Raw genomic sequence first — 15,007 nt, 5'->3', positions numbered from 1 at the left:
AAAAACAGCAAATTATACTTGAGGCGCTACTGCCACTTTACAAAGCCAGCGGGGTAGATACTTCTGAGGGGGCTTTTTCATTAGAATAATTTCGTTTTGTGCCTGAGCTTAGTCGGCACCAAAACGGTTTGTCCGGAGAAACTCCATTCGCTAAGGGCGCACCACTAATTCAGCAGCCATGATATCCCTGCTATAATTTCTGATTTGGCGAGGCACTTGCGCACAGCACTGCAAGCTATATAACGACTTGTAAATTAAGTTTTTGGTGGAGACCGTGTTTCTGGAAAGTTACGCCAGAAAATATCTCTTGTTGTTTCATGCTGATCAGAACCTGAATTACGTTATATTTAAATAAACTAAACAAATCAGCTCATGGCAAAGTCTAAAGACTCTAAAAAGGAAGTAAAAAAGCAGCCTGCAAAAACCACAAAAGAGAAAAAGGCGCAGAAACAGGAAAAGAAGAAGAACAGCTACGATTAATACGGTAAGCCTAGGCTAATCCTCGCACTCAAAGGCAATTAACATGAAGCAGGCTTATTGGTCTGCTTCATGTTTTAGTTACTAAACAAAAACCTCCTTACCGGGCACAAATCCCCCGGTAAGCGCACCACTGGCATACATCCAGGTCGTTTGTTTTGCGGATGGGTTCTTCTGGGTCGAGCATACGGTGCACGAAGTCCGACAGCAGTTCTTCTGAAGCACTTATAAAATCTTTGGGAGTGGAACCGTCAGCCTCCGTAAAGTTGAACTCCGACGAGAGCACTCCCGCATCCAGGTTCCGAAAAGAGAGAATGCCGGAAACAGGTGTGATAGTTTCCGGTGACACATGCCCTCCATTAGTCAGAATGGTTTCGGGGTTGACCTGCAGGGTGCGCTGCAGGATGTACTGATAGAGCCACAGCTGCCGGGCTTTGTCGTATTTGGGGTCAGTAGTGAAATGCAGGGCCACATCCTCAGGCTTTACCACCAGCTGGCTCAGCTCCACCTTGCCGGTTTTATAGTCGATTACCCGCAACTCGTTGCCAGTCAGGTCTATGCGGTCGGCTTTACCTGCCACTTTAATCAGAATCTCTTCATCGCCCACCTGCACCGGCAGCGTGGCCGACAAGGTGTCTTCGAGGCGCAGCACGTAAAGCGGCAGCTCCGGCGAGTCTTTCAGGTTTGTCAGGTATTTCTCCAGCACTTCCACCGCCACTTTATAGAGCAGGTAATTCATGCCTCGGTCGGGTGTGGCGCCTCTGGTGGCTGCTACAAACTCTTTGCGCACCTGTGCCGGTAGTTGCTGCAGCATCTGCACCACATCGGCTGCCTCAATGGGTTTACCGTTCTCAGCAAAAGGCTTAAAAAAATCTTCCAGCACCTGGTGCACCAGCGTCCCGAATTTGTCGGTGCCGAGCTGCTCCTCCACCTCGTCGATTTCCTGTATTTTGGCAATGCGGCTGAAATAGTATTGCAGCGAGCAGTTAATGTACATGTTCAGGTGGGAGGGGTACAGGCCTTTCCGTAGCTCCAGTTTCAGCTGTTCCAGCGTCTGCTGATCTTTCTCTATCCGGATGTCTTCGTTGTATTTCTTGGTCTCCTGTTGCTCTACGGCAGCCGTTAAGTCGCGGAATTTGATGCGTGGGTTACGCAACGCCAGGTCGTTCTGCAGCTGCAGGATAAAGCGGCTTTTCTCGCCGGAGCCATAGGTGTCGGAGGGGAGCACGTAGAGCAGGTTCACCCGTTTGGCGCGCTGCAGCAGGCGGTAAAAGTTGTAGGCCATGGCTCCTTCTGTTTCGGAGTAGGTCGGCAGCCCAAACTCCCGCAGCACATCGTAGGGCATCAGCGACTCGTGGCGCTTGGGAGCGGGCAGGGTGTTTTCGTTTACCGATAAAATGATCACGTTCTCAAAATCCAGCGCCCGCGTTTCGAGCATACCCATAATCTGCACCTCCGAAACCGGCTCCCCACTAAAAGGAAGGCGGGTGGAGGAGATGAGCTCATAGAGGAACTTCCGGAAACTGCGCACCCCGATCTTGTGTTCGCGGCAATCAAAAATAGTGTCGAGGCGCTTTACGAGCGTGTAGAAAATGTAGAGGTACTCCGTCTCGATGGTGTTGGGCTGATGACTGTACACCTCGCGCAGCAAATCGATGAGGCTGTACATAGCCGTAATAATATCGTCGCAGTCGCGCCAGGTTTTGAAGAGCGTCTCGAACAAGGGCTGGTGCTGCCCCATCTCCAGCAAGTCCTGCGCCGTGATCAAAACCCGGTTATCAGCCACAATTTTATCTACTACCTTCTGGATAAATCCATGGTGTTTCTTCTGGTCCGGTTGCTCGTTCAGGTACAGCTCATAGCGCCTGATAAAAGGATGGGTGAGGAGCTTGGTCACCGACTGGTGGTGATACTGGTACACTTTGTAGCCGACATCCTGTAGTTGCGTTACGCCGGTCAGGTGCACCTCAAACAGCAGGTCTATCAGGTTGAACAGGGGCGTGCCTTTAAAGCTCAAACCCATGGTCACGTTATAGTTCGGTACGGCATCCGGAATGGAGTGCAGTACGGGCAGGAGCAGAGTTTCGTCTGGCAGAATAATGGCCGTTTGCGAATGTTTGTCCTGTTGCCGGATCTCCTGCAGCAGTTGCCCGGCCAGTTTGCCCTGCATGCTGGCGTTGGCCACACCAATCACGTTTATTTCTTTCTCCTCGGTCAGGAGCAGGTTCTGCTGCCAGCGCCACTCCGGCAGGTTCCAGGACGATTTATATTTTCGCAGAAAGCTGCCTGCGCGGTTCGGTGTGCCCTCTTCCATGTAAAAATCGTCGCTGTCGAAGAGCACCTCTGCCTTGTCATGTTTCAGCAGGGCTTTAATAATCACTTCCTCAGATCTGGTAAGCGCATTCAGACCGATAAAAATATACTGGACACAGCCAGGCTCCTTCGCAAGACGGTTGATGTTTTCGGCCACTTTACGGAAGGCCATGCCGGTGTAAGCCTGCTTGTTGCGGTGCAGGTGCTTCTGCAGGTTCAGGTATGTCTTTTCAATATTATCCCAGAGGCTAAAGTACTTCCGCATACGCGGCGACATGTCTTTGCCCAGAAACTTCGGGTCCCATCGCTCCAGCGCCTTCGCCTCCGAGAGGTACTCAAACAGCTTGCCCGTGTCTACCAGGTTCTGGTCTATGCGGCTGAAGTCGTCAAGCAAAGTGCCTCCCCAGGTTACGAACTGGTCGAAGTCCAGCGTAGGGTCCTGCTCGCGCATAAGGTCGTAAAGTTCCAGTTGCAGGTTAATCGGCTCCAGCACATCCACTTTGGCCAGGCGGCAGATAAAGTCCTCCATACCGGCCACCTCGGGCGACCAGATCGGCTCCGGTGCCGCCTGTGCCAGGGCGTTCTTAAAAAAGAAACTGGCCCGGCGCGATGGCAGGATAATACAAAGCTCACTGATGTTCTCTTTGTACTTCTCGTACACGTATTTGGCCGTTAGCTCCAGGAAAGTCTGCACTGGTTTGGTTGTTGGTGGTTGATTGTTGGATGATAATTTCTGAATTAAGCTTTTTGATGTTGTGAATTGGGCGCGATCATTTTAATTAACGGAAGTGCGCGATCTGATAAAATATAAATCCTTTTGAGCTAACGCCCTCCCCATCAATCAACATCTAACAATCAACAACTAAATTGACACATTTCCCTGCTCATCCAGCGGGAGAAACGGATTGTAGACTATTTCCCAAAGGTTGTCGTCGGGGTCGGCAATGTAGCCGCTGTAGCCTCCCCAGAAAACTTTCTCCGGCCTCTTCAGTACGCGGGCACCTTTCTGCTCCAGCTCTGTTACCAGCGCATCTACTTCCTGCTCCGACCGCATGTTGTGTGCCAGCGAAAAGCCTCTGAAGCCTTTGCCATCGGCCGCCACACCTGCATCGTCGGCCAGCGACTCCTGCGGGAACAAGGCCAGTTGCAGGCCGTTCAGCTGCATAAAAATAACGCTTTCGGTGCTGGCTTCCGTCTGTTCCCAGCCAAAAACATTCCTGTAAAAGTCTCTTGAACGCTGCAGGTTCTTTACGCCCAGCGTAATCAGCGTTATGCGTTGTTCCATATTGTTTTGTCAAGAATAGTCACGAGCGGATTCGTGTTCAGGAGCAAGTAAATAAATTTATGGCAAACTTCGGCTATCCCGGGTGCGAATCGAAGCGGACAGTGAAGGTCGTACCCTGCCCAGGCTCACTTTCTACGGCTATAGTGCCGCCTAAAGATTCGACCTGCATTTTGGTGATGTAAAGCCCCAATCCCTTTGCTTCTTTGTGAGAGTGAAATGTCTGGAATAGCCCAAATATCTTCTGGCCATGCCTGTCCAGGTTAATGCCAAGGCCATTGTCGGAGACGGTCAGGAAGAAGGTGTTGTTTTCCTGCCAGGATTTCAGGTGTACTACCGGCTTACGGTCAGGCGATCTGTATTTAACGGCATTGGACAGGAGGTTGTGGATCAGACTCTCCATGTACACCTTCGGCATCGTTATTTCCGGAGCCTGGAAATCCGTGAGGATCTCACCTCCGGTCTCAGTCAGCACGGCTTCCATATTCTGCTTTTCTTTCTCCACCAGGCCGGCTATATTAACTGTATCCTGGGAGAGCTGCTGGTCGAGGGCAGCCCGCAGAATGGCGTTCAGGTCGTCTATGGTCGAGGCCATGTTATCGATCACAACATGCATGCGCCGCATTACCTCAGCCCCTGTTTCATGGGTTGGCTCTGCCTCGTACAGGTTATACAAGCCCTGAATGTTACTGATCGGGGAACGAAGGTTGTGGGTAATGATATGAGTGAAGTCTTCCAGACGCTCGTTCTTTCTGCGCAGGCTCCTGGCTGAATTGTGCAGATTCCGGTTCAGCTGCTCAAGTCTGCCTGCCTGGTTCCGGAGAATGATGGCGATGACATCTTTGAGCAGCACCTGCGTTATTTCAAGCTCGTTCAGCGTCCAGGGGAGTGATTTGCCTTTTATTATTTCCACCCATTTGTCAAAAGACTTGCGGGGCCTTATTTTGTCGTTTGCCTTAGCCAACTCCGGTTTTTCTGGGTTGCCTGCCCAAACAACACTTTCCCGTATCTCGGGCTTAAAATACAGGATGTACTCTTTGTTATACTTCGAAATTTCCAGGGCCAGCAAGCCGCTCGCCAAGTGTTGGTAAGCAGCTGCGGCAGGAAACTGTCTGGAGAGTTCGCGGGTATAAAAAACACGCTCCTTGTTCGTATCAGACAGCCATTGCAGGAGCTGCATCAGCTGCTCCCGGTCCGGCACCTTCCCGGTCACCGCCAGTTCATTATCTGCAAACAGGGCAGCGCCGGAGCAGGTGGTAAGGTCGAGCAGGTTATGTTTTCCTTCAAACAGCCCCTTGGTTATAGTGCCTGCCGCTATTACCTGGTTAACAAGGGCTTCTTCCAGTTGCTTGTAGTGCTCCAGAACGCTGATGTCGCGCATTTCCTGAGAGGCCAGCACCGCATTGGCAAAGGCCTTGGTTGCCAGGTTACAGGTCTGGCGCATCCAGTAGTTGATGAACTTAGGGCGTTGGTGCTGGCAGGTTATAAGCCCCCACAATTTCCCTTTAACCATAACGGAAATGGAGAGCGTAGCAAAGGCTTCCATGTTGCGGAGGTACTCCAGGTGTATCTCTGACGGATTCCGGAGCTCCGACTTTAGGATATCTGTCGGTTTGCCAGTGGCCGGGTTCAGGTAAGGAACCAGGTCGACGGCCGCCGCACCGATATCCGGTATCTGCCTGACATGCTTTTTCTCCAGCAAAGCTCTGGCGGGTGCAGGAATATCAGTAGAGGGGAAATGGTGGTGCAGGTAAGAGTGGGTGCCAGGCTTAATTTTTTCAGCAATTACTTCGCCATGCCAGTCGGTGTCGAAAACGTACAGCATCACCCGGTCGTAGTTCAGTATGTGCTGCACATAATCCACCAGGAGCTGGCCCTGGTCCAGCAGCGTATCCTTGTTGTTTAGCTGGGTCTGAAACTCGGAGAAGGCATATGTGCGCTCAAAGCGTTTTTCGTCGGTTGTTTGTTGGTAGGGCTCACATTCCAGTACAAGCCGGCCTTCAGTTTCGTGCAGGAAACCAAAAAACTGCCGGCCTTTCAGCGTCAGCAGTTGAGGGTTCAGCACGGTAGAGGCCTGCAGCTGTGCCTGCAATACCGGGAATTCTGATGAGGTGCAAATCTCGGCGATGGGCTTGCCTACCAATGCATCCGGCGCTGCATGGGCTATAAAATCCTGAATGTTCCGGCTGACCTGCTCTATCTGAAAAGTAGTGGCATCCATCACGATCATAAATCCGTGCGGCTGGATGCGGCCAATAAGATGAATCGGTTCTGTATCGCAGTTCGAAAGGTCTACGGTATGGTTCTGGTAATTGTGCATAAGAATTTTAATCCGCTTCAACCATTCACATACTGGGTAGGAAAGTCAAAGTGCTTTGTCTTGTTTTCTGAAATTTGGTGGTAGAAGGCTTTGTAGCCAGCCTTCTTACGCAGTTTTAAAAAATTAGGGCTTCCTGCAAATGCAATATATAATAAAAAAATAAAAAATCGGCGGCTGGCGCCTGGGTTCGCAGAAAGTGTACTGGCAAAGGTTTCTGTTTCGGGCGACCCATCCGGCAGGTGAAAATCGGGGGCCTTGGGTAATACAAGGGTGGAGCAGCAGCACCTCCGGAGGGGCTTTTTGATTAGAATAATTTGATTGTTGCTTAGCCTTTTTCCTTAGGGCTGCCTGCTGGCCGACCTTTCTTTGCGTGAGCACACCAATGGCTGACTCGCTTCAAGTGGGCTGTCAGGGGGTAGCCCACGGAGCTTAAAGTGCAAAAACTAAATAAAAAGCGGTACTCTGGCAGCTATGCTTTCTGGTGGCTTTTCAGGCACTTAACAGCTATGAGAATAGAACTGGAAATTAAGCCGCTCAATTATTCTAATCAAAAAGGCCCTCCGGAGACAATTTATGCAGTTCCGGTAAGTTTATAAGGCCAGCCCCATCTGCATCGATTTGCTGCCGTAGCCCCATTCCAGCACCTGCTCCGTATCGAAGTAGTACAGGATACACTTCACCTGCTCGTAACCCAGCTGCTTAAAACGCACGGCGTAGTGGTCGAGCTTGTTGCGGTGCTCCGGTTCGGGCGGGGGCAGCTTGAACTCTACCAGCACTACCTGCGCCCCGTCAAAAACCACGCGGTCGGGTTTGTAGAGGTAGGCGCGGGCATCAAGTAACTCTTTTTCATGTTCCACCACCACTTTTTCGGAGAAGTAGTGCTGCAGCTTGGGGTGCTCCAGAATGGGCTGCAGGCGCTTGCGCAGGTTTGGTTTCTCGCGCTCGCTGATGATGCCTTCGTTCACCATCTGGCGCAGCACCTGGTCCAGCTGCGAGGCATTGAGCAGGTGGGAGAGGGCGTAGTGCAGCTTTTTATTCAAAGCCCGCTGCTTTGTCTGCGTCTCAAAGTCGAACACGTTGTTGGCGTGCTGTTTGAGGTGCAACCTCGAGGCCCAGTCGGAAGTGACCAGGTGCTCCAGGTGGTAGGTGTGGTCCTTGTCGAGCTGCGTGTGCTGTTGTTGCTGCTGGTTTCCGCTGGCCAATTGGTAACACAGCTGATCCGGCTGCCACAGCTCCTTGTGCACCAGGTAGCGGTAAAGCAGGTGACTGATGTTTTTGACAGAACCGTCCAGGGCTCTGGCTGCTTTTTTCTCCTCCAGCAGGTCTTTGCCGTTGCCGATCAGGTAGAGCCGGTCGATGGGGCGGGTCAGGGCCACGTAGAGCATGTTCAGGTTCTCGATAAAGGTTTTCTCAATCTCCGTCTGGTACTGCGCGCCAAGCACTGTTGCCTCCAGTTTAGAACTTATGTTAACTGCCACGCTGCGCAGCTTGCCTGTCACACTCACCTCCTCCGGCAAATGGCTCCACATAAGCGCCCGGGTCATGGGCTCGGTGCTCCAGTCGGCAAACGGTATGATCACGATCGGGTAGGCCAGCCCTTTGGATTTATGGATGCTGGTGATGGTAATGGCGTTCCGCTCTTTGGGCGTGTTGATGCTTAGTTTCTCTTTCTGCACATCCCAGTAAGCCAGGAAATTGTTGAGGTTGTTGCTGTTTTTGAGGCTGTACTCCAGCACCAGGTCCAGGAACCGGAACAGGTACTCGCATTCGTTGTTGTGGTCGAGGAGCTTGAATATTCGAATCAGCTGCTCCGTGAGCTCGTAGATGGAGAGGTTGCCGGTTTCCCGCTCCTTCACATCAAAACCAAACACGCGCAGCTGGTCATAAAAAGCCTGCGGATCCCGGGCCTTGGCAATTTCGGCGATGCGCTGCGTCATGGGTGTGTCCGGAATCACCTCCAGCGCCACGGCACACACCAGGTACAGTGCCTCCGACTTCGCCAGCGTGTCGTTTGGCCGGTTAAACACCCTGAAAAGCGCGATGATCAGGTTCACGACTTCGGCAAACTGCAGCGAGAGCGAGTCCTGCGAAATAATGTCGTAGCGGCGCTCTTTCAGGAAGTTGGCGATCAGCTTGCTCTTGCTGTTGGTACGGCACAGGATGGCCATGTCCTTTAGTTCGTACCCATCCTGCAGGCCCTGCTGCACCAGTTGCAGCACCATGTTGAGCATGCTCTCGTCGTAACTCAGGATCTCTGGGCGAGTGTAGCCCTCATAGAGTTCTCCGGTACGGGCGCAGGAGCGGAAATCATATTTAAAGTTGGCGTCCTCAGGGTACGTGAACATGATCTGGATATGCCCGCCGGTTTTATTGCTGCCTGCCGGTACCTTCTGCCTGAAGCTCTCGTCGTAAATAGAGGCGAACATTTCATACTCCTGGTGCTGCTCACTCACAAACGTAAAGAGCTCGTTGTTGAAGTCGATGATCTCGGCCCGGCTCCGGTAATTGATATTCAGGTTGGCAGGTAACAAAGAGTGGCTCACCGATTCGTACCGCTCCCGCACCAGCTGCCCGTGCCGGCGGTTCTGGTACAGGCGCTCGGTGCTGCCCTTGTAGAGGTGCAGTATCTGTTCCATTTCGCCCCCGCGCCAGCGGTAAATGGCCTGCTTGGCATCGCCCACCACCATGCTGAAATGCCCGGAGGCCAGCGCGTTGTCCACGAGCGGCAGCAGGTTGTTCCACTGCAGCACCGAGGTGTCCTGAAACTCATCGATCAGGATGTGGTTATATTTCTCACCCAGTCGCTCATAAATAAAGGGCACCGGCTCCTGCAGCACAATGTCGATAATGCGCTTGTTGAACTCCGAAATGTGCACCGTGTTCTTGTCCAGCTTGATCTCCTGCAGGCATTTCTCCAGTTCGTTGAGCACCGATATTTTGTACAGGTGCGGTACCACGGCCTTTATGAGGGCTGCTGTTGGCGCAAATTTCTCTTTAATCTCCTCTATGTGCAGGTACAGCTCCGAAAGCTGACCGCTGATGCTGTCGATCTGGCTCTTAGTGGCCGTGGATGCCTTGCCTGCGTACCACTTGTTGTCCTCCACCGTCTGGCGGGCGTAATTGTTGCCGTAACTTAAATCTGCCTCGCGGGCAAATTTGCTGAAGTAGCCACAGATGCCGCGTGTGCTTTGGTAAAAGTCGGCAGGGGAGAGGCCGGCCTGCTCTATGGCTGCCAAACCCTGCTGCGCGGCCTCCTGCACCGCCTCCTCAATCTGCTGTTTCGTTTGCAGCAACTCCGCCTTGATGGTTTTAAAATCGGCCAGCGTCAGCTCCTGCAGGTCGGTTACGGCCTCGTACACCTGCTCGTTCAGCAGGTTTTTAGCGAAGTCAGACAGATCGTCAGTCAAAGTGTTCCAGCTGCGGCCTTCACGCGCTTTTTCTAAGGCATACTGCTCCAGGGTCTCCGACAGCAGGTCGCCCTTGCTGCTGGTAACCTTATCCAATAGCAGTTGCACAGCCGTATCCACCAGCGTCTGCGAGTCCAGGTCTACCTCAAAATTGTGCGGAATGTTCAACTCCCGCGTAAAGGCCTGCACGATCTTGTTCACAAAGCTATCGATGGTGCTCACACTGAAATCGCTGTAGTTGTACAGGATCTGCTGGAACAGTCTGCCTGCTCGCTGCCGCACCTCTTCCTTATCAGGCCTTTCTTCCGGATTCTCTTTTTGAAGGACTGTTGTTACGGCCTCCAAAAGTTGCTCACTCTTAGCCAGCTCTTTCTCTGTAGCGGTAGTATCGTTAAACCCGCGCAGCGCCGACAGGATACGCTCCTTCATCTCGGCTGCCGCATCGTTGGTAAACGTGATCGCCAGGATGGAGCGATAATAGTCCGGGTCGGGCGTGTGCAGCGCCAGCTTCAGGTACTCCAGGGTCAGTTGGTAGGTTTTACCGGACCCCGCAGAGGAAGAGTAGATTTTAAAAGTAGAAGGCATAGTCGGTCACTGTATCGTTCGTACCCTTAAAGATACAAGCGAAACAGCAGTTTCGGCAAATGTGGGCGCATTTCTTTGCCTGCCCAGGCAGCAGAGCTGCAGAAGAAATGGCTTTGTAAGAGGCCTTTCATGCGCATAAGAGAGGAGCCAGAGCTTTGCCTTTCGGTGTCTATACATTTCAGGTACATGAACTGTCCCTGTCATCCTTTGCAGATGCCACCAGCTATGGCTGAACTCACTAATTATTTAAATGAAAATGCCCCTACAAAGCACATTTCTGCTTTTGCTGCTGCCTGTCAGGTACAATATAAATGGTACACTAGTACAAATAGATTATTTAGACTCCGGCAAATTCTCTTTCTCTCCGGCTGGTATCTGCGGCGGCGGCCGACGTAAAATCTTTCACACAAATCTGGTACATGATCCTGGCCATCGACAAGCTGAAATCGGTAATGATGCAATTCTGTTGTTCTGTGTTTACCAGCACCTTGCTGGTGTTTATAGTGAACTTGCCAAGTTCCAGCACCTCATCGAAAGATTGCCGGAGCATTTTTAAGGCTCTGAAAGAGGGCTCGTTGTACAGCATCGGGATGATCTGGCAAACGGCATAACCGCCGTTCGCGCGCTCTTTTGAAATCATTCTGCACAGAGAGGCAGTGTTTATTTTATCAAGGTCGGATATGATTACGAAGAAGACTTTTTTCTGGCCGGGGGAGGAGGCCAGAATGCTGCTGTTGTCGAGCAACATATGGCGACTGATGGAAGTGTCTTGCTGAAAACAATCTTCCTTAAGAATTTTGTTATGAATTTTGAAGGCCAGCGCACCAGATGCGATAATATTAAAGTCTTTACCCTTAGACGAGATTTTAGAGAAGTGTAACATGTTTATAGACAGTAAAAAGGGTTCTACATAAAATGGAATCAGTGAAGCAGTACAGGCAGGAGCAGTACTACACATTCGGGTTGCGGCGTGCCCCGTACACGTCTGTACTGTAGCAGTTGGCAGGTAAGACAGTTTGAGGTGACTTTTCCGCTCATCATTACCACCTATAGCGCAGCAATCATCATTATTAGACTGCTATATAGCGAGCGGCCACCTTGTAAATAGTACGTAGCCTGTGTTAAAAAAATACGCCAACCTTAAAATAATCTGCCAGATTCTCTCAGGCTTGGGTGAATCGGAGTTTATAGCTGGTTAAAAACCTATTAATTAAAGAAATAGAGGAACAAATTAAGAATTATTATAAAAGATTTACCACCACATGCCTTCTATTAAACTTTACAGGCCGCATTCGTCAGCTAGTTAATTAGCCGTGGCATTAGCATTGATCACAATTAATACGTACCTTTGCGCCAGATTTGGAATCGGTCTGAAAGTACTGTATAACTGGAACCACCATCAATTTGGGCAAGACTAGTTGTTTTTATTTCTTCGTTTCGCTCTTCACTTACGTAAGAGAAAGGTTAAAAGCAGGCTGCCTCCAGATAGATGTAAAAGGTAATAATAATACAGATGAACAAAATCAGATTTGATGAACTTCCGCTTTCGCCGGAAGTACAGCGCGCCGTCGCTGACATGGGCTTCGAAGAAGCTTCCCCTATCCAGACCCAGGCTATTCCCGTTGTTTTAGAGGGCCGCGACATAATTGGTCAGGCACAGACAGGAACCGGTAAAACGGCCGCCTTCGGCATTCCGACCATCGAGGGTATTGATGAGAATAACCGCAGTGTTCAGGCACTGATCCTGTGCCCTACCCGCGAACTGGCCATTCAGGTTTCCGGCGAGATCCAGAAACTGGCCAAATACAAGCCAGGCATTAGCGTAGTCCCAATTTATGGCGGACAGCCATACGAGCGCCAGCTGCGTGCCCTGAAGCAGGGTGTTCAGATCGTTATCGGTACGCCAGGCCGCGTAATGGACCATATTGAGCGCGGCACGCTGGTATTAGACAATGTAAAGAAAATTATTCTGGACGAAGCCGATGAAATGCTCGACATGGGTTTCCGTGAAGATATTGAGTTCGTGCTGAAGCAGATTCCGGCTGAGCGCCAGACGATCTTCTTCTCTGCTACCATGTCCAAGCCGATCATGGAGCTTACCAAGGCCTACCAGACTGATCCTGTGATCGTGAAGGTGGTGCACCAGGAACTGACGGTAGAGAACATAGACCAGGCGTATTTTGAAGTGCGCAGCAGCATGAAAGCAGAAGTGCTCTCGCGCCTGATCGACATGTACAACCTGAAGTCGGCCATCGTGTTCTGTAATACCAAACGCATGGTAGACGAACTGGTGTCGAACCTGCAGGCTCGTGGCTATTTTGCCGATGGCCTGCATGGCGACATGAACCAGAACCAGCGCTCTAACGTGATGCAGAAATTTCGTAACGCTACCCTCGAGATACTGGTGGCTACTGATGTGGCTGCCCGTGGTCTGGATGTAGACAACGTAGAGGCTGTGTTTAACTACGACCTGCCGCAGGATGAGGAAGCCTACGTGCACCGCATCGGCCGTACCGGCCGTGCCGGCAAGTCTGGCCGGGCTTTCTCTTTTGTAGGCGGCAGAACAGACGTTTTCAAACTGAAGGACATCATCCGCTTCACGAAGGCAAAAATCGTGATGCAGCAGGTGCCTACCTACGAAGACGTAAACGAGATCCGTACCAACGTATACTTCGGCAAAGTAAAAGAAGTGCTTGCCAAAGGGGCGCTTACCAAGCACCTGGGCCGTATTGAGCGATTTATTTCGGAGAACGAAGAATATACCTCGCTGGAGGTGGCTGCTGCCCTGCTTAAAATGAGCATGAAGGAAGCGAAGACCAAAGAGCAGGGCATGGAAGCAGAAAAAGGCCTTGGCAAATCGAAAGACGGCTTCGACCGCCTGTTCATCACCATCGGCAAGAAAGACCGTGTACATCCGCGCGACCTGATCGACCTGCTTTCTAACAACAGCAGCATTCCGGCCGGTAAAGTGGGCGATATAGACCTGTACGATAAGTTCAGCTTTGTGGAAGTACCCAGCGAATACACCGCCGATATTGTGCAGAGCATGGGCCGCATAGAAGTGGATGGCCGCATGGTGAGCATCGAAAAAGCGCAGAAAAAAGGCAGCGGCAGCATTGAAGGTGGTGGCAGAAGCGACCGCGGCGGTTTTGGCGGTGATAGAGCCGACAGAGGTGGCTATGGCGGTGACCGTGGCGGCTTCGGTGGCGACAGAGACAGAGGAAGAGGCGACCGCGGCAGTTATGGCGGCGGTGGCGGAAGCCGTTTTGGTGGCCGTGGCGGTCGCGACGATCGTGGCGGTGACCGTGGTGGAGACCGAGGCGGTTTCAGAAAGAAAAGATTCTAAGCTCTTGTTTCAGAGAAAAGGAATTGTAAACCAATAAGTTATAGGCCAGGTAGTAACCTGGCCTATTTTTTTCAGAGCAGCCTCAACTTTAATTTGTGGCGGGCGTAAAGAGAAATAATAAAAAGGTTGGAAGATTATTAACTGTTTACGCAGTTAAATGATAAGCCTGGTGTCAGACGGATACCAGGCTTATCGCTTTTGGGGGGTAGTCAAATTATATTTAGAGTAGATGGCTGCAAAACATTTAATAATTGGAACACAAAGCCTATGTAAGGGTATCCATTGTATACTATTTGAAGACATCTTGACCAAAAGATGCTAGGCACGCCAATTTTTCCAATGAAAAAGGCCCTCGCGAGGGCTCTGCCGTTGCTGCTCCTGTTGTAGGAATCAATAATTGCTGCTGGAGACTTCTGTTTAATTCGATAGCCTCATGTGCAGCAGCAGACAAAAGGAGCTCCGGAGGGCTGTTTTCATTCAAATAATCGGTGTTTGCGCCAAACCTCGCAGCGTGCGCAGCTCCTGCGAGTGATTCAACGAGGGGCAGCTTCTGCTTTACCTCCACGTGCTTGCAGGAGCTGTTCGCTGACAGAAACCCTACTTTGGCTGAAACAGATCAATTGCTGACTTACCCAAAGCGCTGCCAGCAAACAGCGCAAGGAAACTCAAAGCGAAGAAACTAACTGGTAGGGATATAAATAGTTGGGTCGCCCGTTTAGAAACAAAAAAAGGAGCCGAAGCTCCTTTCCGGTATTTACCGATTATGCCTATTTAAGCATTATCGCGGAGTGTGCGGATATGGTCGTGTGCGTTCTTCACATCCTGGTACTGCTGCTCTACCACCGCTTTTAACTCGCCCGGAAGGTTGGCACTTCGGGCTTCTTCATAAGCTTTCAGCGCATAATCCTCGCCTCGTTCACACTCTTCCAGCACGCGTTTGGTGTCTTTAGAAGTCAGGGCGGATTTAATGTCGATCCAGGCACGGTGAATCGTTCCTTCAATAGAGCTCGATTCGTCGTCGGTTTTGCCGAATTTATGCAACTGGTCCTGCAACTCCGTAATCATGCTGTCGCGCTGCACGGCGTATTTCTTAAAAAGATCTTTCAGGTTCTTATCTTCAATATCTTCGGATGCTGTTTTATAACCTTTGGCACCGTCTTTACAACGTTCGATGAGGTGGTGTACAGTCGAAACAATTTCTTTATTGATTTCCATAGTCTTTATACATGAATGGTTTGTAAAGGAGTTGTACTGCTATTATAATCAATTTGTTTCCA

7 protein-coding genes are annotated in these 15,007 nt (G+C 50.9%); 1 reads left to right on the top strand and 6 read right to left on the bottom strand.

Translation table 11 applies throughout. From position 1 onward, the window contains the following. Window positions 1-577: 577 nt before the first annotated feature. From FJM74_RS02010 to FJM74_RS01990, 5 genes are all read right to left on the bottom strand, one after another. Window positions 578-3,484 (bottom strand): PD-(D/E)XK nuclease family protein, encoded by a 2,907-nt coding sequence (locus FJM74_RS02010; RefSeq protein WP_187260875.1) that lies wholly within the window; start codon window positions 3,482-3,484, stop codon window positions 578-580. 168 nt (window positions 3,485-3,652) lie between these two features. Then, window positions 3,653-4,075: a VOC family protein gene (locus tag FJM74_RS02005; RefSeq protein WP_187260874.1), complete on the bottom strand. Its 423-nt coding sequence runs from the start codon at window positions 4,073-4,075 to the stop codon at window positions 3,653-3,655. A gap of 73 nt (window positions 4,076-4,148) precedes the next feature. Beyond that, window positions 4,149-6,392, bottom strand: a complete 2,244-nt coding sequence (locus tag FJM74_RS02000) for an ATP-binding protein (protein ID WP_187260873.1) — start codon at window positions 6,390-6,392, stop codon at window positions 4,149-4,151. A gap of 590 nt (window positions 6,393-6,982) precedes the next feature. Next, window positions 6,983-10,384, bottom strand: coding sequence for a UvrD-helicase domain-containing protein (locus FJM74_RS01995; protein WP_187260872.1), 3,402 nt, complete (start codon window positions 10,382-10,384; stop codon window positions 6,983-6,985). A 337-nt stretch (window positions 10,385-10,721) separates the two neighbouring features. After that, window positions 10,722-11,267 carry a hypothetical protein gene (locus FJM74_RS01990; protein WP_187260871.1) on the bottom strand — a complete coding sequence of 182 codons (546 nt, stop codon included), beginning with the start codon at window positions 11,265-11,267 and terminating at the stop codon, window positions 10,722-10,724. A gap of 630 nt (window positions 11,268-11,897) precedes the next feature. Between FJM74_RS01990 and FJM74_RS01985 the strand changes: the two genes are divergently transcribed. Then, the gene (locus FJM74_RS01985) at window positions 11,898-13,730 is read left to right on the top strand and encodes a DEAD/DEAH box helicase (RefSeq protein WP_187260870.1); all 1,833 of its coding nucleotides are present in this window, start codon (window positions 11,898-11,900) and stop codon (window positions 13,728-13,730) included. 771 nt (window positions 13,731-14,501) lie between these two features. Here FJM74_RS01985 and FJM74_RS01980 read toward each other — a convergent pair. Further along, a complete protein-coding gene (locus tag FJM74_RS01980; RefSeq protein WP_187260869.1) occupies window positions 14,502-14,945 on the bottom strand; it encodes a ferritin-like domain-containing protein in 444 nt (147 codons plus the stop codon). Window positions 14,946-15,007: the final 62 nt, after the last annotated feature.

The organism is Pontibacter beigongshangensis, assembly GCF_014332515.1.
In the GTDB taxonomy this organism is placed as follows: Bacteria; Bacteroidota; Bacteroidia; order Cytophagales; family Hymenobacteraceae; genus Pontibacter; species Pontibacter beigongshangensis.
Note: the sequence above shows the minus strand (reverse complement) of the source record. Positions and strands in the feature narration are given on the sequence as shown.